This is a genomic window from Nocardioides sp. WS12 (genome assembly GCF_014108865.1).
In the GTDB taxonomy this organism is placed as follows: domain Bacteria; phylum Actinomycetota; class Actinomycetes; order Propionibacteriales; family Nocardioidaceae; genus Nocardioides.
The window spans coordinates 4973040-4995772 of sequence record NZ_CP053928.1; the positions used below are offsets into that span (position 1 = coordinate 4973040).

30 protein-coding genes, 1 tRNA gene and 1 pseudogene are annotated in these 22733 nt (G+C 66.9%); 29 read left to right on the plus strand and 3 right to left on the minus strand.

Features of this window, described 5'->3' with window-relative positions; translation table 11 throughout:
- The first annotated feature begins 268 nt into the window (after nucleotides 1–268).
- The 22 genes and pseudogenes from HRC28_RS24115 (at nucleotide 269) to HRC28_RS24215 (ending at nucleotide 17268) form a co-directional block, all read left to right on the plus strand.
- On the plus strand, nucleotides 269–583 hold the full coding sequence (locus HRC28_RS24115; RefSeq protein ID WP_182377884.1) for a hypothetical protein: 315 nt from the start codon (nucleotides 269–271) through the stop codon (nucleotides 581–583).
- A complete protein-coding gene (locus HRC28_RS24120) occupies nucleotides 555–2042 on the plus strand; it encodes a terminase (RefSeq protein WP_182377885.1) in 1488 nt (495 codons plus the stop codon). Before HRC28_RS24115 ends, HRC28_RS24120 begins: the two co-directional genes overlap by 29 nt.
- A 13-nt stretch (nucleotides 2043–2055) precedes the next feature.
- The gene (locus tag HRC28_RS24125) at nucleotides 2056–3417 is read left to right on the plus strand and encodes a phage portal protein (RefSeq protein ID WP_182377886.1); all 1362 of its coding nucleotides are present in this window, start codon (nucleotides 2056–2058) and stop codon (nucleotides 3415–3417) included.
- Nucleotides 3418–3502: 85 nt separating this feature from the next.
- The gene (locus HRC28_RS24130; protein WP_182377887.1) at nucleotides 3503–4030 is read left to right on the plus strand and encodes a hypothetical protein; all 528 of its coding nucleotides are present in this window, start codon (nucleotides 3503–3505) and stop codon (nucleotides 4028–4030) included.
- Between the two features lie 64 nt (nucleotides 4031–4094).
- Entirely contained in the window at nucleotides 4095–4583 is a 489-nt protein-coding gene (locus tag HRC28_RS24135) for a hypothetical protein (protein WP_182377888.1), read from the plus strand.
- Between the two features lie 50 nt (nucleotides 4584–4633).
- A pseudogene (locus HRC28_RS24140) lies at nucleotides 4634–5566 on the plus strand (phage major capsid protein); the annotation flags it as partial.
- Between the two features lie 63 nt (nucleotides 5567–5629).
- Nucleotides 5630–6067 carry a hypothetical protein gene (locus HRC28_RS24145; RefSeq protein ID WP_182377890.1) on the plus strand — a complete coding sequence of 146 codons (438 nt, stop codon included), beginning with the start codon at nucleotides 5630–5632 and terminating at the stop codon, nucleotides 6065–6067.
- On the plus strand, nucleotides 6067–6474 hold the full coding sequence (locus HRC28_RS24150) for a hypothetical protein (protein ID WP_182377891.1): 408 nt from the start codon (nucleotides 6067–6069) through the stop codon (nucleotides 6472–6474). Before HRC28_RS24145 ends, HRC28_RS24150 begins: the two co-directional genes overlap by 1 nt.
- Nucleotides 6474–6788, plus strand: coding sequence for a hypothetical protein (locus tag HRC28_RS24155; RefSeq protein ID WP_182377892.1), 315 nt, complete (start codon nucleotides 6474–6476; stop codon nucleotides 6786–6788). The genes HRC28_RS24150 and HRC28_RS24155 overlap by 1 nt, the downstream gene beginning before the upstream one ends.
- 31 nt (nucleotides 6789–6819) lie before the next feature.
- Nucleotides 6820–7188 carry a hypothetical protein gene (locus tag HRC28_RS24160; protein WP_182377893.1) on the plus strand — a complete coding sequence of 123 codons (369 nt, stop codon included), beginning with the start codon at nucleotides 6820–6822 and terminating at the stop codon, nucleotides 7186–7188.
- Nucleotides 7189–7203: 15 nt separating this feature from the next.
- On the plus strand, nucleotides 7204–7581 hold the full coding sequence (locus HRC28_RS24165) for a hypothetical protein (RefSeq protein WP_182377894.1): 378 nt from the start codon (nucleotides 7204–7206) through the stop codon (nucleotides 7579–7581).
- Between the two features lie 44 nt (nucleotides 7582–7625).
- On the plus strand, nucleotides 7626–8240 hold the full coding sequence (locus HRC28_RS24170) for a hypothetical protein (protein ID WP_182377895.1): 615 nt from the start codon (nucleotides 7626–7628) through the stop codon (nucleotides 8238–8240).
- 88 nt (nucleotides 8241–8328) lie between these two features.
- Nucleotides 8329–8619 carry a hypothetical protein gene (locus HRC28_RS24175; RefSeq protein WP_182377896.1) on the plus strand — a complete coding sequence of 97 codons (291 nt, stop codon included), beginning with the start codon at nucleotides 8329–8331 and terminating at the stop codon, nucleotides 8617–8619.
- 107 nt (nucleotides 8620–8726) lie between these two features.
- The gene (locus tag HRC28_RS25705) at nucleotides 8727–8855 is read left to right on the plus strand and encodes a hypothetical protein (RefSeq protein ID WP_272902651.1); all 129 of its coding nucleotides are present in this window, start codon (nucleotides 8727–8729) and stop codon (nucleotides 8853–8855) included.
- A gap of 5 nt (nucleotides 8856–8860) precedes the next feature.
- Entirely contained in the window at nucleotides 8861–10939 is a 2079-nt protein-coding gene (locus HRC28_RS24180; RefSeq protein WP_182377897.1) for a hypothetical protein, read from the plus strand.
- The gene (locus HRC28_RS24185; protein WP_182377898.1) at nucleotides 10936–11445 is read left to right on the plus strand and encodes a hypothetical protein; all 510 of its coding nucleotides are present in this window, start codon (nucleotides 10936–10938) and stop codon (nucleotides 11443–11445) included. Before HRC28_RS24180 ends, HRC28_RS24185 begins: the two co-directional genes overlap by 4 nt.
- Before the next feature lie 14 nt (nucleotides 11446–11459).
- The gene (locus HRC28_RS24190) at nucleotides 11460–11864 is read left to right on the plus strand and encodes a hypothetical protein (RefSeq protein ID WP_182377899.1); all 405 of its coding nucleotides are present in this window, start codon (nucleotides 11460–11462) and stop codon (nucleotides 11862–11864) included.
- Nucleotides 11864–12274: a hypothetical protein gene (locus HRC28_RS24195; protein ID WP_182377900.1), complete on the plus strand. Its 411-nt coding sequence runs from the start codon at nucleotides 11864–11866 to the stop codon at nucleotides 12272–12274. Before HRC28_RS24190 ends, HRC28_RS24195 begins: the two co-directional genes overlap by 1 nt.
- Nucleotides 12275–12302: 28 nt before the next feature.
- Nucleotides 12303–15437, plus strand: a complete 3135-nt coding sequence (locus HRC28_RS24200) for a LamG domain-containing protein (protein ID WP_182377901.1) — start codon at nucleotides 12303–12305, stop codon at nucleotides 15435–15437.
- Nucleotide 15438: 1 nt separating this feature from the next.
- Entirely contained in the window at nucleotides 15439–16221 is a 783-nt protein-coding gene (locus tag HRC28_RS24205) for a hypothetical protein (RefSeq protein WP_182377902.1), read from the plus strand.
- Between the two features lie 79 nt (nucleotides 16222–16300).
- A complete protein-coding gene (locus HRC28_RS24210; RefSeq protein WP_182377903.1) occupies nucleotides 16301–16654 on the plus strand; it encodes a hypothetical protein in 354 nt (117 codons plus the stop codon).
- Nucleotides 16651–17268: a hypothetical protein gene (locus HRC28_RS24215; RefSeq protein WP_182377904.1), complete on the plus strand. Its 618-nt coding sequence runs from the start codon at nucleotides 16651–16653 to the stop codon at nucleotides 17266–17268. Before HRC28_RS24210 ends, HRC28_RS24215 begins: the two co-directional genes overlap by 4 nt.
- Nucleotides 17269–17306: 38 nt before the next feature.
- Here HRC28_RS24215 and HRC28_RS24220 read toward each other — a convergent pair whose 3' ends face one another.
- Nucleotides 17307–17696 (minus strand): hypothetical protein, encoded by a 390-nt coding sequence (locus tag HRC28_RS24220; protein ID WP_182377905.1) that lies wholly within the window; start codon nucleotides 17694–17696, stop codon nucleotides 17307–17309.
- Nucleotides 17697–17956: 260 nt separating this feature from the next.
- On the opposite strand from HRC28_RS24220, the gene HRC28_RS24225 reads away from it, so the two are divergent.
- Genes HRC28_RS24225 through HRC28_RS24245 form a run of 5 tightly spaced genes read left to right on the plus strand, consistent with a single transcriptional unit; the run spans nucleotide 17957 to nucleotide 19542 of the window.
- Nucleotides 17957–18421, plus strand: coding sequence for a hypothetical protein (locus HRC28_RS24225; protein WP_182377906.1), 465 nt, complete (start codon nucleotides 17957–17959; stop codon nucleotides 18419–18421).
- 2 nt (nucleotides 18422–18423) lie between these two features.
- Entirely contained in the window at nucleotides 18424–18981 is a 558-nt protein-coding gene (locus tag HRC28_RS24230) for a hypothetical protein (RefSeq protein ID WP_182377907.1), read from the plus strand.
- Nucleotides 18982–18983: 2 nt separating this feature from the next.
- Nucleotides 18984–19214 carry a holin gene (locus HRC28_RS24235; protein WP_182377908.1) on the plus strand — a complete coding sequence of 77 codons (231 nt, stop codon included), beginning with the start codon at nucleotides 18984–18986 and terminating at the stop codon, nucleotides 19212–19214.
- A gap of 2 nt (nucleotides 19215–19216) precedes the next feature.
- The gene (locus tag HRC28_RS24240; RefSeq protein ID WP_182377909.1) at nucleotides 19217–19372 is read left to right on the plus strand and encodes a hypothetical protein; all 156 of its coding nucleotides are present in this window, start codon (nucleotides 19217–19219) and stop codon (nucleotides 19370–19372) included.
- Entirely contained in the window at nucleotides 19369–19542 is a 174-nt protein-coding gene (locus HRC28_RS24245; protein ID WP_182377910.1) for a hypothetical protein, read from the plus strand. Before HRC28_RS24240 ends, HRC28_RS24245 begins: the two co-directional genes overlap by 4 nt.
- Nucleotides 19543–19635: 93 nt before the next feature.
- Here the strand turns inward: HRC28_RS24245 and HRC28_RS24250 are convergent, their stop codons facing one another.
- Nucleotides 19636–20733, minus strand: a complete 1098-nt coding sequence (locus HRC28_RS24250; protein ID WP_182377911.1) for a site-specific integrase — start codon at nucleotides 20731–20733, stop codon at nucleotides 19636–19638.
- A 102-nt stretch (nucleotides 20734–20835) separates the two neighbouring features.
- On the opposite strand from HRC28_RS24250, the gene HRC28_RS24255 reads away from it, so the two are divergent.
- A tRNA-Lys gene (locus HRC28_RS24255) sits at nucleotides 20836–20908 on the plus strand.
- 28 nt (nucleotides 20909–20936) lie between these two features.
- On the opposite strand, the gene HRC28_RS24260 is transcribed toward HRC28_RS24255, so the two are convergent.
- Nucleotides 20937–21356 (minus strand): Fur family transcriptional regulator, encoded by a 420-nt coding sequence (locus HRC28_RS24260; protein WP_182377912.1) that lies wholly within the window; start codon nucleotides 21354–21356, stop codon nucleotides 20937–20939.
- 171 nt (nucleotides 21357–21527) lie between these two features.
- Here HRC28_RS24260 and HRC28_RS24265 point away from each other — a divergent pair, with 171 nt between their 5' ends.
- The gene (locus HRC28_RS24265) at nucleotides 21528–22712 is read left to right on the plus strand and encodes a hypothetical protein (RefSeq protein ID WP_182377913.1); all 1185 of its coding nucleotides are present in this window, start codon (nucleotides 21528–21530) and stop codon (nucleotides 22710–22712) included.
- Nucleotides 22713–22733 lie beyond the last annotated feature (21 nt).

A 22733-nucleotide genomic window follows, 5' to 3' on the forward strand; every position in this document is an offset into this window, starting at 1 on the left:
ACGCGCGCCTTGCTCACCGGCTTTGCAATGTCAGGCGAGGTCAGGAGACCAAGGCTCAACTCCGAGCCAAGCGCCGCCCCACCTCGTTCATCACCACGCGCACCTGGTGAGGGTGGGGGGAGACCCCTTCGCACCACGGCCCGGCCACCTCAGGGCATAGGGCCGTGTGTGTGCCAGGACCGTTTTTGAGCGGCCCCTCGAACTGCGTCACTCCCGACGCACCAACGCTGACGCCGAGCGGCAATCGGGCGACCTTGGGAGGAACCCGATGACAAGCAACGAGGCCCACAGCCTGATCTCCGCGATGGAGGCCGGCGACCTGCTCGCCGAAGCCGAACGCCGCTACGAGATCGTCGCGACAATGATGGATCCGAACCGGATCCTAGGTGAGAGCGAACGCCCACCCACGGGCACCGAGATCAAGGCGCTGTCGATCGAAGCCGACCGCCTCATGCACAAGATCGTGTCGTTGCGCGCGGAGAAGTCTGCCGACGCCGCACGAGAGGCTGTAAGCGAAGCGGCCGACGCGCAATTCGGCAAGGTGGTCGCGTTCAATGCCGACCGCTTCCGTCGCTCGAGTTAATCCTGCTCCGCTCGTCGAGATTGCTCGGCATTGCGTCATCCCCGAGGACATCGCCTTCACTCGTTTCTATGAGCTGATCGCGCCCGAGTTGCCGGGGATGGGCATCACCCTCGACCAGTGGCAGCAGGACATCTGGGAGATCGCGCTTGGACTGCGCCTCGATGGCACGCTTTGCTGCGACGTCATGGGCGTCACTCTGTCGATCGCCCGCCAGGCCGGAAAGACGTGGGGCGTCATGGTTGGCCTCGTCGCCATCTGCCTTGCGCGACCCGGAACTACGGTCGTCTGGTCGTCCCACCACGACCGAACCTCGAGTGAGACGTTGTCGAAGATCGCGGGCATCGTAGAGAAGCCAGCGATTCGACCGAAGATGCGGCCGCAGTATCCGGTCGTGTTCACCGATGACAACCGAGGCGTCCACTTCGCCAACGGATCACGGATCCTGTTCGGCGCCCGCTCCTCAGGCTTCGGTCGTGGGTTCTCCGAGGTCGACATTCAGGTCTACGACGAGTGCCAGAACCTCAAGGAATCGGCGCTCACTGACATGCTCGCGGCGATGAACGTCTCCGACATTGGACTGGCGTTCTTCATGGGCACTCCCCCGCGGCCACAGGAAGCCCGACTCGGGGTCGACGAGGCGTTCAAGCGTCGCCGCAAGCGTGCGATCGAAGTCAAGAAGCCTCGCCCCTACAAGGGTGTGTTCGTCGAGTTCTCTGCCGACCGCGGCGCTCCACTCGACATCCAAGCAGACGGATTCTGGCAGCATCTTGCGACGGCCAATCCGTCGTTCGGGTTCAGGGTCGGCGAGTCCGCCATTGAGCGTCTGGTCGAGAACATGTCGCCCGAGGATGTGCTCCGCGAGGTGCTGGGCATCTGGGACGAGACCGCAAAGTCTCTCGCCGTCATTCCCGCATCGACCTGGACCGACCTTGCAGCCGACGGGCCGCCGGACGGGACTGCTCCTTCCTCTATTGGCGTTGACGCTTCGCACGACGGCGTCCTGGTGGTCGCTGCCTGCTGGCGCGAGGACGATTCGTCCCATGTCGAACTATTGGCGGTCGACAACTGGGCCGACGACGAGGCGGCGGCGGACTGGATCGCCGGTCGAGCCGGCCGCCGAATCCCGATCACCATCGACAGCGCGTCTCCGGCCGCACGCCTCGTTCCACTGCTGAAGAATCGCCGCTGCAAGGTCAACGCGGGGTCTGCTGGCGACATGGCAAAGGGCTGCGGCGGGCTCTATGCAGCCGCTCTCGGCCAACTACTCACGCACGCGGGTCAGGCGGCCGTCAATGACGCACTCACTGGCGCCAAGAAGCGCGCGATCGGTCAGGCCGGCGGCTGGGGCTGGGACCGCCGTGACCCCGACGCCAATATCGCGCCGCTGGTGGCCGTGACCCTCGCGCACTACGGCGCATCTACATCCCCGAAGTCCGCAGGCCGTGCCGTGTTTGCATGAGAGGAGGTCCACGATGCTCGACGAAGCCGAAGTGATCTCCACCGTCCGTGACCTCTGGGCACGACACCGGGACGAGCTCCCCGCCCATGACCGTGTCTACGGCTATGTGCGCGGCAAGCTGGGCGTGCCGGATGTGCCGGATGGCGCTGGCGACGAGCTGCAAGACATCGCCAAGATGTCCGTCAAGAACGTTCTCGGCCTCGTCCGCAACGCCTTCACCGACCCACTGCTTGTGGTCGGCTTCCGCTCTCCCGATGCCACGGAGAACGACGCCGAAGTTTGGCGCTTGTGGCAGCAGCAGAAGCTCGACGCCCGACAGGCCGAGGTCTACCGCGCCGCCGTCACTTACGGCACGGGCTACGCGATCGTGTCGAAGTCTGGGATCCGCTTCCGCTCCCCTCGTCAGGTGTTCGCGGTGTACGCCGACGCGCACGTTGACGACTTCCCCGTGTACGCGCTCGAGACCTGGGTTGACCGCTCCGGTCCGAAGCCCATGCGCAAGGGCCGACTGTTCGACGAGACGCACGTCTACCCCGTGAGCCTCGGCACGATCAGCAAGCAGCAGGACGAAGCCGAGCAGACACGCACTGCTCAGCGTCGCATGTCACTGACGATCGACGAGGAGCCAGAGGCCCACGGCCTCGATCACTGCCCTGTGATCCGCTTCGTCAACACGCGCGACTGCGAGGACCTCGTCGAGGGCGAGATTGAGCCGTTGATCGGCGACCAGCGAGCGATCAACGCCGTGAACTTCGACCGACTGGTCGTTTCGCGCTACGGCGCCTTCCCGCAGAAGTACGTCATCGGCTGGGCGCCGTCCGGGCCGGCCGAACTGGCGAAAGCATCTGCGCAGACGCTCATGGCCTTCGAGGACTCCAAGGAGACGGTCGCTGTCGGCGCCTTTCCGCAGGCGTCCGTCGATGGCTACAACTCAATCCTGCTCGAGATGACCGTCCATGCCGCCATGAAGGCCGGCGTCGCGCCATTCGGGATCACGGGCTCATTCGCGAACCTTGGCGCCGACGCCATCGCCCAGATTGCAAAGCCCTACCAGGACAAGCTCGGCGCCAAGCAGTCGTCGCTGGGCGAGTCCGTTGAGCTCATGATCCGTGACTACGCCTTCCTGCACGACATCGAGGTCCCCGAGGACGCAGAGGTCGTCTGGGCCGAGACCGAGGCGCGCTCGTTCGCGCAGGTTGTCGACGGCATCGTGAAGCTGACGACTGCCGATGTGCCGATCGAGGCCATGCTCGAGGACATCCCCGGTTGGTCGCAGCAGCGCGTGGACACTGCCCGCAAGGCGGTTCGCCGCGCTGCTGGCGGCGGCGTTCTGGATCGACTGAGGGCAGCCAGTGGCGACCGGCCTGCGGTCTGAGACTGCCGATCTGGTCACACTGGCCGGGCGAGACCTGTCCCGCCTCTGGTCCCTCGTGGCTTCGGGTGCGTCAGCCGAGACCGCCTTGCGCGACTTGCTCCCATCGATCATTCAAGAGTTTGGCGCCGCCGGCGCCGCCATCGCGGCCGAGTGGTACGACGACCAGCGTGCCAAGTCGGCGGTCAAGAGCCCGTTCACAGCAATCCCGGTCGAGGCCGACGATCGCGGCACTCAGGCCCTCATTGGCTGGGCACTAAGCAAGGCCACTGACGACGCCAGTCTTCACGCGCTCATCCTGGGCGGCACTCAGCGCCGCATCGCCGACCATGTCCGCTACACCGTGACCGGCTCGGCCGTGGAAGACCCCGGCGCCCGTGGCTGGCAGCGCGTGGGCGTAGGCGCCTGCAAGGACGGTTTCTGCGACATGTTGATCGGCCGCGGCGCGGTCTACTCCGAGGCCACTGCCGACTTTGCGTCGCACGACAACTGTCGATGTTCCGCAGTCCCCGCATGGGGCGGGGAGCCACTCCCCGTCAAGCCGTTCACTCCCTCGGTGCGCACGGCCAGCGAGGCCGACAAGGCACGCGTCCGCGCGTACATCGCCACCCACTAGCCCCCGCCAGACAGCGGGCTACGCCGACACGCAGCGGTCAATGCGTGGCTGCAGGAGGACTCGCATGAGCGAGGAAGTCAAGACCGACGCCGAGAAGGCCGCCGAGTTCAAGCCGCCGACGTCCCAGGAGGAGTTCGACCGCATGGTCGGCGCCCGGCTGGAACGCGAACGCAGCAAGTTCGCCGACTACGACGACATCAAGGCCAAGGCTGCGAAGTTCGATCAGGCCGACGAGGCCAACAAGACCGAGCTCCAGAGGGAGCGCGAGCGCGCAGAGAAGGCCGAAACGGCCCTCACGCCCACGCAGCAGCAGGTTGCGCGCCTCGAAGTCGCGCTGGAGAAGGGCCTCACTGCGACGCAGGCCAAGCGCCTCGTCGGAACCAGCAAGGAGGAATTCGCGGCAGACGCCGACGAACTCCTGTCCGACCTCGGAGCCAAGGCCAAGCCGAAGCCCGACGCCAAGAAACTCCACTCCGGCTCCTCCGCTGACAGCGACCAGGGCACCGGCAGGGAGCGCGCCGCGGCCGCCCTTCGGCAACTGCGCAACAACTGACTCCCGCGAGGATCGACCTCGGCGGGTGAACCACAACACAAAGGAGATCAGCCATGGCTGACATCACCCGCGCCGAGGTCGCCTCGCTCATTGGCGAGGAATACGGCCCGCAGGTCATCAAGGCCGCGACGCAGGGCTCCACGGCCCTCGCTGCGTTCCCGAACATCAACATGGGCACCAAGACGCGCAACATGCCCGTCCTGGCGACCATCCCCGCCGCCGAGTGGGTCACGGACGTCGACAACACCGGCGTCAAGCCCACTGCGCAGGTGACGTGGGCCAACAAGACTCTCGTCGCCGAGGAACTCGCGGTCATCATCCCGATCCACGAGAACACCCTCGACGACGCGACCGAGGACATCCTCGCTCAGATCGCCGAGCTCGGCGGTCAGGCCATCGGCAAGGCGCTCGACGCTGCCGTGTTCTTCGGCACCAACAAGCCGGTCTCGTGGACCTCGCTCGACCTGCACGCGGCCGCCGTGGCCACGTCGCAGACCGTGGCCGTGGTCGATGGCGCCGGCAACACCTCCGACATCTACGGCGCGAGCCTTCAGGTGGCGGCCATGATCGCGGACGCCGGCTTCGACCCGGAGACCCTGATCGCCAAGCGGAGCCTGCAGTACCAGCTCGCCAACCTCCGCGGCACCGACGGCCACCCCGTGCTCGTCGACAACTCCATCCGTGGCTTCGAGACCTTCTGGTCGCGGAACGGCGCATGGGTCCCGGCTGACGCCACCGCGCTGATCGTGGACCCGTCCACGGTGAGGATCGGCGTCCGCCAGGACGTGACCGTGAAGTTCCTCGACCAGGCCACCGTCGGTGGGATCAACCTGGCCGAGAAGGACATGGTCGCGCTCCGCTTCAAGGCACGGTTCGCCTACGTCCTCGGCAACCCGGCGACCCCCGAGACCGGCGTTGCCGGCTACGGCGTCGGCGCGGTCACCCCGGACGCCGGCTCCTCGTCCTCGTCCAGTTCGTCCTGAGTAATCGGCAGGCGGTGACTTCGGTCGCCGCCTGCCATCGAACCACCCGAGCGGAGGCGCGTCATGGCACTGGCCGGACAGACTGATGTCGAGGCGCGCCTCGGCCGGGAACTCACCACGGGCGAAATTCTTCGCCTTCCTGCATTGCTCGACGACGCGTCCGCGATCGTCATCGGTTACTGCGGGCAGGACTTCGAGCCTGCGCCGTATCCGTCTGCCGTCATCGGCGTAACCGCCAAGATGGTTGCTCGCGGACTGACTGCGGCGTCGAACGTCGGCAGCGGCATGGCCCAGCAGCAGACGGCCGGACCGTTCTCCGTGACCTACTCGGCATCCTCGACCACTGGCGACATGTGGATGACTGCCGCCGACAAACTGGCCTTGCGTGGGTATCGCCTCGGCGGCGGCCTGCGCTCAGTCGGACTCGTGGGCGCGCGCTACGAGATCACCGAGACCGCAGCCGACTCGTCGTCGAGTTCGTCGTCGTCGAGTTCGTCCTGATGGACTTCCCACACGGCGTCACACTCTCCGTCCGGCGCACCGTCGAGACGGAGAGCGACCTCGGTGACGTCGCCTACGACACGACCGACCTGCCCTGGGGTCCGTGTGCCGTAGCACCTCGCTACGCCACCGAGACGACCAACCCGAACGCCGCGCCCGTGGTGATCGGCAAGGAGATCTACGGCCCGGCGTTCGACCTCACCGCAGCCGACGAGATCATCATCGACGGCGAGACATGGCAGATCGATGGCGGCTCGGCTGACTTCACTGGCTCGGGCGCGAACCCGTTCACTGGGTGGGCTCCCGGCATCGTGGTGCCGGTCAAGCGTGCGTTCGGCATCGACCAGCGCGTCAAGGCCGAGAGCTCGTCCTCGTCGTCCAGTTCCAGTTCTTCGAGCTCGTCCTGATGGCTCGCCGGCGCGTCAAACTCAACCACCGCGAACTCGAGGCCATCCTCAAGAGCGACGACGTCCGCAAGGAGCTGCAGGATCTCGCCGGCGAGATGAAGTCGTTCATCGAAGGCGAGGGCATCCGCGTCGGTGACACTGACGGCGGCAAGCACGAGTACGACTTGCCCGTCACGATCGACTCACAGACAACCGACCGCGCCCGCGAGGTCGTGGGCATCAACCACCCCGCCGGAATGGCCGTACAGGCGAAACACGGCGTTCTCACGAAGGCTGCGGCGCACGTCGGCCTGCAGGTTCGCTCGAAGTCCTGACCCGCCAACATCGGTGAGGCATCCTTGCCCCATGTCCGACGCCCCCGTCCGCCCGACCGATGCCTACGCCTGGGCGCTCGCCGTCCTGCCCGTGGTGATCGTCGGCGCAGTGTTCCTCATGGCCTACGCCACGCAAGGGCAAGCGACCGGAGGCGCCGCGCTCACGATCATCAGTCTCGCGGCTCTGCTTTCGCCGTTCGTGTTGACCAGCCTGGACCAGCACGGGATCACCGCATCCGGCCAGCATGTCGCGTGGGGCTGGGTGTTTCTGACCCCCGCCGCCTACCTCATCAACCGGGCCATCAAGCTCCGTGGTTCCAGCCCCGCTCCGATGCTCGTTGGCGTCGCGACCTACGCCGTGTGGCTCACCCTGGCGATCGCCGGAGGCGCGCTGACTTGATCCAAGGAGGACGCGATGGCGAACCCGATCGAAGCCATCCGCGACTTCCTCGTTGCCGATGCTCCGAATCACCCGGCCGGCACCGCGAAGGGCACCAAGCACCCCGCAGCCCCAACGCTCGATCACGTCGTCATCCAGTACGGCTGGGACGGCACCCCTAGCGATGCCGACAACCGCGAGGACGTCGCCTTGCGCATCACCGTGTGGGCGCCACGCGGCGAAGTCACCGAAGCCTCCACCGTCGCAGGCGGCATCCGCTCCCGACTGCTCGACCACTCGTCCGCGCTGATCCAGCGCGTCGACCGCGGCTCTGGCCGCATCCCTGGCATTGACCCCGACACGGGCCTGCCGTTCTGCACCTTCACGGTCAACGCCGTGCTGGTCGCCCTCTGATCTCCGCACGCCACCCTGCACGTTCCGACCGCTGAGGAGCCGTCATGCCCGAACCCTTCTTCGGCGATCCCGCCGCCAACGCCCCGGTCTGGTCGAAGTACGCCGTACTTCTCGGCAGCACCACGGCCACCATCCCGACCGGCAATGCCGCCTTCACCCTGAACGACGACCCGACCCCAACGGACCAGTGGGACCCGGTCGGTGCGCTCGACTCCGACAGCCCGTTCAACAACGGCGAGGAGTCCGTCGACTCGACCGACCACTCGGCGGCCGGCTTCGGGGTCTACGCCACGACGTTCAAGAACGCCAAGGAGACGGTCACCTTCATCGCGAAGGAGACGACCCTGGTCACTCTCGGCATCCTGTACGACGTCTCTGATGTCACGGACACCACGGGCACCCTGTCGGGCACCCTCAAGCGGCGCGACTACACCAAGCAGTACCGGGTCGCGTTCCACCGCGAGAACGGCACTCACTGCGAGCGTCGGATCTCCAAGAACTACGCGACCATCGAGTCGGCCGAGCGGGACGCCTCGAACGACGAGTCGCTCTACACGGTGACCCTGCTCATCGTGCCGACGTCGACCGACGAGCTCTACTCGTACTACCTCGGCCCGAAGTTGGCCGACTCGTCGAGTTCCTCCAGCTCGTCCTCCTGAGTCACGCCGCGGGCCATCTCTGGTGCGGAGGTTGGCCCGCGGCGTGTTCTGTCCATCCGCACCGATCCGCACCCAAGGGAGCACCGTCATGTCTGCAATTGAGAACGAGACCACCCGCGAGACCGCCACGTTCGAGCACTTCGGCCGCGAGTGGACCATCCCGGCCAAGCGGCACCTGAGCCACATGCGGCACATGCGCGAAGAGGGCCGGCGCTCATTCGGCAACATCGACCTGCTCCTGGCTGAGACCTTCCTCGACGCCGAGCAGTTCGAAGCTCTCTGCGACATCGATCCCGACGAGCAGGCGCTGTCTGACTTCGGCGACAAGATCGGCAAGACGCTCGGCTTTGGAGGCTCGGGAAACTCCGGTACCTCGTAGACCTCCTCGAGGTTTACGAGGACGAGATCGAGGCGTCTCTGCAGTCCGACCACGGCGTCGACCTCGCGGACTTCTACCGCGAAACCCTGAGTCCCCGCCGCCTGTGGGTGCTCATCAAGTCACTCAAGCCCGACTGCGCCTTGCACGACGCGCTGCGCGAAGCGGCGTCCAAGACCGAGGCCAAGGCCAAGGTCCGCACCGTCGATGACGCCCTCGACCTGTTCAAGAGGAGGTGACCGCGATGCGCGAAATCGGCTCTGCAGCCATGCCGATCATCCCCGTGTTCGGGAATGGCTTCAAGGCCGACCTCGAGCGCGGCATCGGTCGCCCGATGGACCAGTCTGGCACCAAGGCTGGGCGAGTGTTCGGCGACTCCGCTGGGCGTTCGCTCACTGCGTCTTTCTCCTCGCACGCCAAGAAGGCTGCGCTGCTGGCTTCGGGCGCATTGATCGGCGTCAGCGCCGTGGCGTTCAAGCTCGGCAAGGATTCCGTCGACCAGGCGTCCAACCTCGGCGAGTCCGTGAACGCCGTGACCGTGGCCTATGGCAAGCAGGCGAAGGCCGTCCAGCGCCTCGGACGCAACACCGAGGACGCCCTGTCGAACGTCGAGTTCAACGAACTCGCGGTGCGCTTCTCCTCGTTCGCCGAGACCATCTCGGGCGGCAAGGGTCGCAAGACGGTCAAGACCCTCGACGATCTGACGACCCGCGCCGGTGACTTCGCATCGGTGTTCAACATCGAGGTCGCCGAAGCCGCAGGGCTCTTCCAGTCCGGCCTCGCCGGTGAGGCTGAGCCGCTACGCCGCTACGGAATCAACCTGTCAGCCGCAGCCGTTGAGGCGCACGCCTACGCGAAGGGGATCGCTGCAGCTGGCAAGGATCTCACTGACACGCAGAAGATCCAGGCCACCTATTCGCTCCTGATGGAGAAGACGGCCAAGACGCAGGGCGACTACGCCAAGACGGCCGACGGCGCGGCAAACGCGAGCCGTCGCCTCGGCGCGAACTGGGATGACGCGAAGGCGAAGCTCGGCAAGGGCCTGCTGCCGATTGTCGAGGACGCGACCAACTTCCTCGTCGACGAGGGCGTGCCGGCCTTCGAGAAGTTCTCGGACTGGTTCAACGACAAGGGCATCCCGGCGATCTCCGACTTCGCGGACGACATGAAGCCGCTCGCCAAGGAGATTCTGCCTGCCGCTGCCGGAGCGCTCGGAACTGTCCGTGACGCGCTGAAGGACGCCGCGCCCTACGCAAAGGACATCGTCGAGGCGTTCAACGACATGCCTGACTGGGCCAAGAAGGGCGCCGTGCTCGGTGCTCTCGGCCTCGGTGTCGCCGCGAAGGTGAAGGGCAAGGCGAGCGGGCTGCTCGGCGGAGGGTCCTCGGGTGGCAGCATCACGGACCCCGCCTACGTGTTTGTCGTCAACGGCGGCGGCTCAGGCGGCAAGCCTGGCGTCGACGGTGGGGCCGGCAAGTTGAACGGCCTTGGCCTTTTGCTCGGCGCCCTCGGCGGCAAGGAAGTGCTCGACGGGTCGCGCGAGATGCTGACCGGATTCCGAGACCCGCAGGCCGCTGGCGGCACTTCGGCGAACTCCATCAAGGACGCGCTCAACGCCTCCGACTTCGGCAAGTACGCCGAGGACCTGGGTATCAACGTCGACGCGCTCGCCGAAGGTCTCTCGAAGCAGGGCGCGCAGTCGCAGCAGTTCAAGGACGCCGTCAAGGTGCTCGAAAAGACCAACGAGGGCGCCTGGGAGCACATCAACGACCTGATCCCCGTCGTCGGCTCGTGGATCCAGACCAACGGCGACCACGCCGCGTTCGCACTGCGCGACCTGAACGAGATCGTGAAGGGTCTCAGCCAGGATCTGCTGCCCCTTCTCCAGGGCAACCCAACGGGCGCCGGCGAAAGCCTCGACGTCACGAAACTGTTCGGCAAGATTCCTGACGCCAAACTGAAGGTGCTGCAGGACCCGACGACGATCAAGACCCAAGACGACGTCAAGGCGCTGCTGAAGAACGTCGACGGGCTGACGAAGAAGGACTACAAGGTCCTGTTCAACATCCTCGGGTTGAGCAAGGCCAAGACCGACGCGAAGGTCCTCCTGGACTACATGCGCGAGTTGACCGGGATGCGGGTCCCCTCGATCCCGTCCGGCGTCCCCAAGGGCTTCAACGGGCCGTTCCGCCCGAGCGGCGCGGACCGCCTCGCGGCCGGCATCAACGTCGGTCGCGTCGAGATCCGTGGCGCCGACTCCGACCGCCTCATCGCGGACCTGCAAGACATCGCACGCCGTCAGGCAATGGGAGGCTACGGATGAGGGTCGCGTCGTCGCTGAGCATCGACCGCACCGGGCTCACGCTGCCGCCGTTGGTCATCAATAACGACCCGCACGACGGCGCGTTCACGTACCCCGAGGACGGGCTGGCTGAGCCCAACTTCACCATGCGGGTGAGGTATGCGCCGGACTCACTGTTCACGCCCGGTCGCCTCGTCCTCGGCGCAGTACTGGACGCCTCCGTGATTCCGCTGCAACTCGTCGTCAACGGGACCTCGCAGTCCAACCTGACAACCCTGAAGAACGAACTTCTGGTCGCCCTCGCGCAGTTGTCGTTCGATGTGACGATCCGCGTCGGAGGGATCGAGGTCGGCACGTGGCCCGCCGGCCCCTCGGTGCCCGGCTGGGGTCTCGTCGACCACGGCATGGCCGAGGTGTTCATGGCCTCGGCGGTCGTTCAGATCCCGGTCAACCCGCCGACGTCGTTCGGCGGCGTCGAGTCCAGCTCGTCCAGCAGTTCCTCGTCCTCGTCGAGCAGCAGCTCGTGATCGGAGCCTGACCCGTGGACATCCCCGCGATGAACTCGCACCTCGAAGCGTCCTACGGACCCAACCGTGGCCCGCTGCGTCCCAGCACCCACGAGTACGCCCTGTTCTACGGCGACCCCCGCGATGGTGGCGTGGAGGTCACGGGCGGCGGCTATGCACGGGTCACGATCGACGGCGACACGGACTGGAACCCGGCGGTCGACGGTGGGATCTCCACCAACCTGATGCAACTGCCGGACACGACGGACGAGTACGACGTCGACCCGGACCACTGGGCGCTGATCTACGACGACGGCGGCCCGGTGCTGGATGACTCCGGTCCTCTCTCCGAACCGCTCGTCGTGACGGGCGCCGGTTCTGGCCCTCTCGTGCGTGCGACTCCCCGTTTCGCTGACTCGATCAACCCCTTGGAGGACTGATGACTTTCCGAATCGCTGTTGCTGTGCGCGAGGACATGATGGACGCCCTGGAACTTGCCATTGACGGCGGTTCCGGTGGCGCGACATTGGAGATCCGTTCGGGCACCCAGCCCGCGGATGCCGACACGACCGCGACGGGCACGCTCCTGGCGACGTTGACGCTGAACGACCCGGGCGGCGTGCAGGCGACGGGTGTCATCACCATCGACGTGTCCCCTGCGATCACGGCGACCGCTGTTGCGACTGCCACGGCGACGTGGGCGCGGCTGAAGGACTCGGCTGGCGCGACGGTGCTGGACGGTTCGGTGGGCACGTCGGGCACGGACTTCATCATCGACTCGACGTCGATCACCTCGGGCCAGACGGTGGCTCTCGTGGCGGTCTCGACCCTGACGCTTCCCGCGGCCTGATCGCGAGGCTGGGGCGACGGGCTGACTGGTGACCTACGCATCCGAGGTCGCGGCTGACTCACCGGTCCTGTGGTGGCGGCTCGGTGAATCGTCGGGCACGTCTGCTGTCGACGCCTCGGGCAACGGGCGCCACGGCACCTACGCAGGCTCGCCGACGCTTGGTACGGCTGGATTGGTCACCGATGGCGATACCGCGGTCACGTTTGACGGCGTCGACGACGTGGTCACCTACTCGGGCACAGTGCTCGCCAGTTCGGCCACCTCGACGATTGAGCTCTGGTTCTACGACACGCTCGGATCGACCTCCTTGACGTTCGACGTCTCGGGGTCTACGAGTTCCCAGCGGGTCACGATCAATCCAGCAACAGGCACGGTGACGGGGTTCGTCAACCCGACCGGCACCGGTTCGGCGACTTTCACCAGCGCGACCGGACTAATTGCGACCGCGACTCGCCATCAGGTGGTCCTGCGGTTCGACACCGGCTCGATGTCCGTCCTCCTTGACGGCGCACTGCTTGGTGGGGCGAGTAGGTCCGGGCTCATCAATATCTCGGCCGTCAACCTTGGCTTCCTGCTCGGCCAGGCCGCCTTCGCGGGCGTGTTTGACGAGTTCTCGATCTACGGCACCGCGCTTTCCGATGCTCGCGTCGCCGCCCACTACGCGGCGGGCATCGCAGTCGGCACCAACGAGGTCAACTTCGCTGGCCTCGTCCCGCAGGTCGTCGGTTCGGTGGACCTCGAAACCTCCCGCATCGCCCGCTTCGACGGCATCATCCCCGCCGTCGTCGGCCCGGTTCTGCTGGCCCCGTCCCGCACGGTTGCGTTCGACGGGCTCATCCCGTCGGTCGTCGGCTCCGTCGCGCTGGACAACCTCGACAACGTGCCCATCTCGTTCGCTGGCGAAGTGCCCGGCGTCGTCGGCGCGGTCGCACTCGCGGGTGTCACCGAGTCACAGGTCAACCGGGCTGGTGGCTGGCGACGCGACAACATCGGCACCGCAACATGGTCCCCCGCCGTCGTCCCCTCGCCAGTCATCGGCCCGCAGAACGCGGTCGTGGCTCAGGCGTTCACGACACCAGTCATCGACGGCACGCACACGATCATCGAGCCGACTTACGCCTACGAGGCCGAGCACCGAGACCGCCTCCTGGTTGGCGGTCGTGACGTCTCGTTCTGGCGCGGTGTCCCGACGCCGCCGATGGAATACCAGTACGTGCAGCCGCTGGGGTGGGCGTCCGGGACGTTCTCCCTCCCGCAGGCCGTGGTGCCGTTTGAGACCCCCGGCACTGGTGACCTGGCGTGGCTCAAGAAGGGCGCACCGGTCATCGTGCAGCGCGTCGACACCGCGACCGAGGAAGTGGTCGCCACCGACTACCGCGGCTTCGTGGTCGCGTTCTCCCTCGACGGCGGCAACCTGACCGTTGAGTGCGGCGGTCACGCCGTTGGTCGGGCTGCGTTGCAGGACCGGCAGATGCAACTGATCCAGTACCGCCTCGACTCCGGGCTGGCGATGGCGGGTGCGATCCGGCAACTCCGGTTGTCCCACGTCCCCTACTACGGCCCGGTCACCGGCATCAGCCTCATCCGCTGGGGTGGTGGCGGGCTGCTTGACTACATCAACGAACTCTCGGCGAAGATGACCACTCTCGATGGCGACCAGTGGACCACGATGCCCAACGAGGACGGCGTCTACTCGACGTACCTCAAGGACATCGAGACCATCCACGGCACCGCGTACCTCGACGACGCCAGGGTCAAGGGCGACCTGCGCTCGGACCTGTCCGAGGAGCCCAACCAGATCTTCGCGTCCGGCGTTGCCCCTGACGGGATGGTCGTGAAGTTCGGCGCCTACCCCGGCCTCGTTGCTGGCGGTGCGGCGCCGTACCCGATGAACGACAACTCCGACTTCGGGATCGGCACCACCAACGCCGAGACCGACACAGGCGACGGCATCGTGGTCATGGGCTGGCGGCTCAACGTCACCGGCTTCCTTGACGGACGCCCGAACTACAACGACTACGACGCCGAGATGGGCGAGGCGATCCGCGCACTCAAGCGACGGGCCGGACTGCCCGTCACCAGCACCATGACGAAAGCCGCATGGGCTGCGCTGTTCGACGTCTCCAAGACCGGGTACACCCTGCGCGGGATCCGCATCCTGCCCGCAGCAGCAACCTCGGAGATCACCCCGTGGCGGCTGTCCTCGAACGGTTCGATCATCGCGCGCAATCCTGGCTACGTCGCCTCCACCCTCGCCGTGCACCGCACGATCGCGATGGGCGCGGGCTTCAAGCGCACCCAGATCCGGCAGTGGGCACAGGGCGAGCTCTCGACCGGCGCGCACTGGCGCGGCACCATCGAGATCAACACGGGTGCGATCATCGCGGGCGAGCACACCCCCGGCGACCCGATTGCCAGCATCCTCCGTGCGCGCGACATCCGCCCGGGCATGAACATCTGGCTGCCGCTGTTCGCTGGCGGCATCCTCGTGCACGTCGCTGGCGTCTCGGTCCGCAACGAGGGCCACACGGTGATGCTGGCCGTCGACACCCGACCCGGCGACACGATGCCCGTGTGGGCTGCGATCCAGCGCGACCGCGAGAACCGCAACACCGTCCACCGCTCGTTCTTCGCACAGCGCCGCTCGGCCGACCTTGAGCGCGAGAACACGTTCGACGAGGTGGGCGGCACGATCCCGCCGATCAAACTGAACCCCGACGACTGGACAGTGTTCCCCGTTCCCGCCAAGCAGGCCGGGACCATCGAACGGATCCGCCTCAGCCTCTCCCCGAACCGCGAGTTCGTCATGGCGGTGTTCGGCCGCGAGATCACCGCGAAGCGACTGCGAGCCGTCACCAACGCCCCGCTCACGCTGGCTGGTCGCAAGCGCTGGACTGAGACCAACGTCTACAACAAGCTGAACCGCTCCTACGTCGTCAACTACGTCGCCGGATCCGACGAGGACCCCTGCGGCTACTTCCCCGGCCGCAAGTCCGACGACGGCACCCTCACGGGCATCCACGACGACCCCGCATCGTTCCCGTTCCTCACGTTCATGAACAACACCGACCGCGGCAACGTGCTCTGGGTCGCCGTGTGGGTCGGAGCGTCAGCAACTCTCGACGGCGGCCGGATCATGTGGCCCTCGGCTGAGGAGTACTGACGTGGCGATCCTCGAGGACTTCGAGGGCGGCACGGTCGATGACCTCTACGACGAGACCGCCGGCGATGGCTGGACGGTGCAGGCACTCAACCGAACCAGCGGCTTCGCTCAACCCACATACCGCCCACTACCCGACCCCACATGGAGCATCCCCGCACCGCCAGGCGTGGCTGGCGACCAGGGCCTCGCCTTCACCGGCTCCTCGGCCTGGGCGCTCAGCGTCGACTACGCAATCTGTGCTGGTCTCGGCGGCTTCTTCTACTCCGACCAGGCAGGCGCCGGCGGCAGCAGTTCGTCCTCGCTGATCGTCTCCATCGGATTCGTCAACGAGCAGGCCGCCGGATCCATCACCGTCGACCGGCGCGGCGACGAGTTGCGGATCAACGAGTTCTACGACGACCTCGTGACCTACGTCGACAACGACAGCACCGTCGTACTCGGCGGGACGTTCCCGCGGCCCGTGTGGCTCGAGATCAACCTGCTCCGCACCGGCGGCTGGACCATCCGCGACGTCGACGCCGACGTGGTCCTCGCTCACGGTGACTACCCCTACCTGATCCCGGCCAGCGCGCCCTGGGATCTGAACATGCAGCCCAACCAGAGCGGCCCCGGTGGTCCGTCGGGGTCGATCCGAGTCATGGCCGACGACATCTACGGCTTTGACGGCAGCAGCGTCGCACCGGCAGTCCGACTCTTCCCCCGCGACGACGGCCGCGGCATGTCGTCTGCTCCCCGCATCTGGCCGCCTCCCAAGGCCAACCGAGTGATTGGCGGCTACCCGTGACCAACGACCCGTTCGCAGGCGAGTGGATCAACCCACGGCCGCCGTGCCACGCAGCGACCGACGAGCAGGAGTCTCGCCCATGACCGAGCCGCCCCGCACCGATGTTCTCGCCGAACGGATCGACGGCCTCGCGCGCGGTGTCGCTGGCGTCGAGGCTCGTCTCGGTGGACTGGCGACCAAGGACGAACTCATCGCCCTGATCCAGTCCCGCGACCTCCTCACGGCCCAGCAGTTCAGTGCACTAATGGAGGACAGCAAACGGCACGCCGCAGCGCTGGCCGTCGAACGCGCCGAACGAATGGCCGCCGACAAGGAGAACGAGGAGCGCGCCAACCGTGCCCGGACCTTCGCGTTGTCGGCCATCGGTCTCATCGTGAGCGTCGTCATCGCCCTGGTCACCCTCATCGACCGAGTCGGAGGCACGCCGACATGAAGACCTGGCAGAAGTGGACCGCCGCAGTCGTCGCCACCTTCGTGACGGCGTGGTTCATCGCCACGCTGCTCGGTGTCGTCGCCGCCCAGCACGACCAGAAGGTCAGCAATGCCGAGCAGGTTCGCGACCTCGAAGCGCAGCTCGACGACGTGCGCACCGACAACGCCGCCAACAAAGCCGCGGTCGACGAACTGAACCGGCGCTGCGCCATCGCCGCCAACTGTGTTCCCGTGCGCGTCCCCGAACCAGAGGACGACGCCGAAGTGCAGGACGGCGAGATCCAAGAACCCGAGATCCAAGAGCCGGAACTTCAGGAGCCTGAGCGGCAGCAGCCCGAGGTCGACGACGCGCCCATCCCCGGTGCCGTCGGTGCTGTCGGTGCGTCATGCGTCGCAGAGCTCGGCCTCGAGGCGTGCCGCGGCCCGGCTGGCAAGGACGGGACCAACGGCACGAACGGTATCGACGGCAAGGACGGCGCTCCCGGCACCGCGCAGCCCGGGACCTACGCCTGCCCCGCTGGCGAGTACCTGACTGGCTTCGGTGTCGCCGCTGACGGCTCGGTCTCGCTGGCGTGCGCATCCGCGAACCCCGGCAACTCAGGAGGCAACCAGTGACCACGTACCGAGGACTCCCCGCCTGCACCTGTCTCGGTTCAGATCACGCCTTTGTCGCGAAGCACCCGCGCCCAGTCGTAGTAGTTGTGGCACATCTTGCACATGGCCTGGTAGTGCGACACGTCAGAGGAGTAGGGATGGCTTGCCCCCGGTTGCAGCGGCCCGACATACGCCCACTCTCGCGCAGGGCGACCACAGGCGCAGGCGCGGTGCTTGGCCGGGCCTCGGCGCTTCCGAACTTTGTGGTGCGCTCCGCTGTAGGACGACACGCCATCCTTCGCGACGAGCACCGCCCATGCGCGCAGGGCCGTGGAGCAACTCCTGCCGCACGTCCTGCTCGCCTTTTCGTTCCTCGGCCCAAGATAGTCGGCCTTGCAGATCACGCAGACCTTGGCGATCTGGGGACGGCGGTAGGTAGCATCGGTCATATCGGAACCTCGTTTCCGGTCAGCACCCCGGGCGCTCGACACGTCGCGGGGTGCACCCAATTCTACCCGTTCGCAGCGGGGGTGGCGGCATGACCGTGACCGGATATCTCTACGGAAAACCCTGCTGTTCCTGCGTCTTGGCTTGGTGGCCGGTATTCGAGTCACTGATTGGCAGAAGCGTGCCGATCGCCCAGGCCATAGGTGACGCGCCAGCCAGCGCTGGCTTCCACAGGGGCGGGGGATCAGTCGACTGCGGAGTCTTGACCGAAGACGAGCTGCGCAAGGCACGTAACTGCGGCGGCGCCGCATGGAACCGCTGGTGGGCGAACAACTACCACTGCCACATCCGGCTCAACGGCTGCCCGCACAACACGATCGCGCAACCACAGGTCGCTGACCTCAACGCGGGTCGAGACGGCACCGGCCCGCTGTACGACAACCGCGGCGAACCGGACAACGGCCCGCGCAAGGACGTGCACTGGCCCCTGCGCACGTGGCGTCAGGGCATCGAGTGGGCCAACCAACAGGAAGAGGACGAGATGACCCCCGAACAGGAAGAGCGGCTCGCCAAGGGCTTCACGGCGGCTGTCGCGGCCAGCGAGAAGCGCATCGACGCCCGAGTCCAGCGGAACACGCTGGCGATCGTGGCGCTCATCAAGGCCAACGCTGCTGGCGACGACGCTGACGTCGAGCGCATCATCGCGGCCGTCAAGGCAGACGGCTGACGATGGCTACCCGGCTGCGGCGGCGCATCTACCACCAGAGCCACCCCTACGCCGAGGGCAACGACGACCAGGGGATGCGCGAGGCCGCGCGGCTCGGCATGTGGATCGACCGCGACCTGCAGATGTCCAGCGACGGCATCTTCATCGGCACGCACTGGGCCTACCCCAAGCGCGAGGGCTTCACGCTGGCCGGGCGACGGGTCGCGCTCCCGTTCCGCCGCATCACCTTCGCCCGCATCGCCCGACTGCGCACCAAGAACGGGCGCCGCATCAAGAGTGCCGGCGCCGCGATCTCTCTCGGCAGGGACCTCGGCGTACCGGGGATCGAGTTCGAACTGAAGTTCGTGCCCACGCAGCGGATGCTCAACCGCCTCGCTCGAGCGGCCAAGCGCAACTGGGGCCCTGACTGGCAGCGACACGTCCAGATCAAGATGCTCGCCGGGTTCAACTGGCGGGTTGGTCTCGCTCGGGCGTCTCGGGCTGGCTTCACGACCACGCTCATCAACTTCGACGGCAAGCCTTCCGCGCTGCCGCACTTCGTCGACCACTACCGGAGGTAACCGTGAAGATCAACGACCGAACCCGCGACCTGATCGACCGGGCCGCAGTCACCGCCGCTCAGGGAGCCATCCTGGCGATCGGTGGCGAGACCGTCACCGCCAACGCGCTGACCTTCGACTGGTCCACCATCGGCGGCTATGCCCTCGGTGGCGCGGTCCTGTCGGTGCTCATCAACGTGGCACGCGGTGGGCTGAGTGGCCGCATCAACCTCGAGCACCTCGACGGCGAGTAGCCATGCGCGAGTGGGTGGTCGTCGACTCGGGGCGGACGATCCACATCGAAGGCGCCACCTGTCCGGCTGACGTCATGGCTGCGACGCATGGGCACGGGACGCACGGGCCGGTCGGCGTTGCGTGGCGCGATGACGCTGGCAACTGGGTGGAGTTGTGAACCCCTGGCTGCCGCTCGCCGGCACCCTCGGTTTCAACGTCGCCTGCCACCTCGTCGGGCTGCCGACCATCTGCTCGACCACCCGCAAGTACGTGCCGCGAAAGGTCGCCATGCCGCTGCTGGCCGGTGGCGCTGTTGGACTGCTCGTTCACGTCTGGCGCGGGTACTGACCTGCGCACCCGAGAACGCCGCCAGAGCTTCGGGCTCACAGCGACGATGGCCGCCGCTCACCTTCGGGTGGGCGGCGGTTCTGTCGTTTTGGGCTACTCGACCTCGCCCGAGAGGAGTTCGTTGAGCCGATCCATCGCATCCAGCCGCATCCTGTCGTCGCCATGCAGGTAGTGCTTTCGGGTGATGATGACCTGCGAGTGACCGAGGATCTCGGCGATGATCTTCTCTGAGACCCCAGCCTCCATCAGGAGACTTGCGGTCGTCGCTCGAGCGGCGTGAAGCGGACGGTCTGGTACGTCGGCCAGGCGGAGCAGTCTCTTCCACTCCGCCCAATCGCCTCGAGGCGCCGTCGGCCGCTCGCCGCCCCAGACGTACCCGTCGTCCTTGCGCTCCGCCCAGAGCGCCTCGCGCACCGGCATGACCATCGGGACTGCTCGATACGAGCTCTCCGACTTGAGCGCGAGGACCTGCAGGCCCTGATGCGGAACCTGTTGGATGGATCGCCTGATGACGAGCACTCCGCGATCAAAGTCCACATCCTCCCAGCGCAGGCCGAGCGCCTCGCCTTGCCGGAGGCCGGCCAGCAGTGCGCACGCCCAGCGTGACGTCGAGACGTCGGGCCGATCGAGCGCCTTCAGGATGGTCTTGGCCTGCTCGAGGGTGAACTTGCCGTGCGACCCCTTGCCGACCGGCGGCGGGTCGACCTTCGCCGCCGGGTTGAACGGGATCCGCTGCTCTCGCTCGGCGATCACCAGGGCACGTCTCAGGATCGCGTGGACCTGGCGCCTCGTGGCGTCGCTCTTGCCCGCGTCCTTCATCGCCGCGTAGAGAGCCTTGATGTGGTCGGGTCGGAGTCGATCTAGTCGCCGCTTCCCGAGGTGAGGGATGATCCACTTGTCGACGTTCCGACGGTAGCCAGCGGCGGTCGTGGGCCTCAGCTTGCCATCGACCTCATGGTCCAGCCAGTGCGTCATCCACTGCTCGACCGTCGCGTCATCGGGAAGCACACCCGAGTCGACGAGCTGCTTCAGGCGCTTGAACTTCGGCCGCAACTCCCTGAGGGTCGGAGCGGTCACGGTGCGGCGAACGCGCTTGCCCGCGACCCATCCCATGTCCACGACACCGACCCAGCGCCCGTCGGACTCGCGCTGGTAGATGCTGCCCTCGCCACGAATCCGTCGGTCGCCCACTAGACTCTCCTCTGTGTGTAGCCAACATGACAGCCTACGTGGCGGCATGTAGCCATACCTCATGGTACTCGAAACCCGCGCTGACCTGCGGTTTCTCCCGTGGGGCCCCTAGCTCAATTGGCAGAGCAGGAGACTTTTAATCTCTTGGTTGTGGGTTCGAGTCCCACGGGGCCTACCGAGTGCCAGTTTTGCCAGATTGCTCGTCAGTTGGCGGGCAGCGCGGCGCACTCCGCGCACAGACCCACCAGTTCGACGGTGTGACTCACGTCGATGAAGCCGTGCTCGTCGCCGATGGAGTGTGCCCACTTCTCCACGGCCGATCCGGTGATCTCCACGGTCCGACCGCAAGAGCGGCAGACCAGGTGGTGATGGTGCGAGGTGCTGCACCGGCGGTACGTCGTCTCGCCCGCCGGGTTGTGGCGTACGTCGACGTCGCCCGCGTCGGCCATCGCCTGGAGGGTCCGGTAGACCGTCGCCAGGCCGACCTTCTCCCCCGCGTGCCGCAGGCTGTCGTGGATCTCCTGGGCGCTCTGGAAGTCGACCCCGGCCCGCAGGGCATCGGTGATGGCCAGGCGCTGTCGCGTCGGGCGCAATGTGCTCGGTCGCTCGTCGATCTCGGACATCACTCACCTCCAGAAAATGGGAACCGCTCTCAATCTACCCGGCCCGCGACGCCGGCGAAGGACCAGTCCATCTAGTCACAACGGGCCATGTTGAGAGGTCCTTCGAACCCAAGACGAAGAACTTCTTGCGGAGTACGCTCGACCGTGGGAGAGGGAAGGGAGGACTCTGTCATGGGGAGTAATGACGAGTTCGGACCGGACACAGAAACTATTCGTGCCTGGTTGAACAAACGCGCCAGTTACGCGAAGGACGCCCGGGTCATCGGGGCACCTCGCGGCGGCGGTGGCCTGGCGACCGCGACAGCACCTGCGCCGGCGGCGGCCAGCCCCACGGCCCGGGTCGAGCCCGCCCCTGAGCAGTTCGTGACGCCCACCCTTCCGTCCGGTCCGGACAGCACCTCCGTGGGCCGTTCGGTCCTCGCTGCGCTCGGCGTGGAGGACGAGTCCGACGTCGACCACCGCACCCCGAGCGTCGACACCACGGCGGCCGGACGGTCGGTCGTCGAGGCCCTCCACAGCCCCACCGAGGCGCCGCGACGCGACACCAGGTCGAAGGCCAGGTCCGCCAAGCCGGAGAAGGCAGGCAAGCCGGAGAAGGCAGCCAAGGAGCCCAAGGCCGAGAAGCCGGCCAAGCCGGCCAAGCCGGCCAAGCCGGCCAAGCCGGCCAAGCCGACCTCCAGTCCCCGCTCCGATCGAGGTCCGACCGTCCGTGTGACGCGACCTGCCTCTTCGGCCAGCACGGCCCCCGTGGCCGATGCCACCGAGGCGCCCGCCGTCCCCGTGGAGCCGGCCGTGCGCACCACCGCCGCCCCTCAGGTCCAGCAGAGCCGGTGGACCGAACCCGAAGAACACCTCAACGCCAACCACGCCACCACCGACGCCGACTTCCCGGCCCGCGGCACGGCCCGCAAGGTGCTGTCGCTGATCCTGGCCGCCGCCCTCGCGGCGACGGCCGTGACGTCGTACGTCGCCTATCAGGACCGTACGGTCGCCGCGCTCGGCATCGCCGGGACCCTGGCGTTCCTGACGCTCGTGATCTGGGCGGTCCGCGCGGGCTGCACGACCACGAAGATGGCCATCCGCCGCGGCAAGCTGTCGATCGAGCGCGGCGGCCACGTCGAACTGGTCGACGTGGGCAGCACCTACACGCCCATCGCCATCGTCGGCGAGCCCGGCCACCGCCACTGGACGGTGCTGATCGAGCGCAAGGGCATGCCGCTGGTGGTCATCAACTCCTCGATGGTCGACCCGCACTGGTTCACCACCGCGCTCTACCGCTTGCGCCCAGAGCTGCGGCCGGGCGCTGTCGACGAGGACGGCTACGCCATCAGCGACGCCTACGCCGAGAGCCGGTAGGTAACGGGACTCACGCCCCGC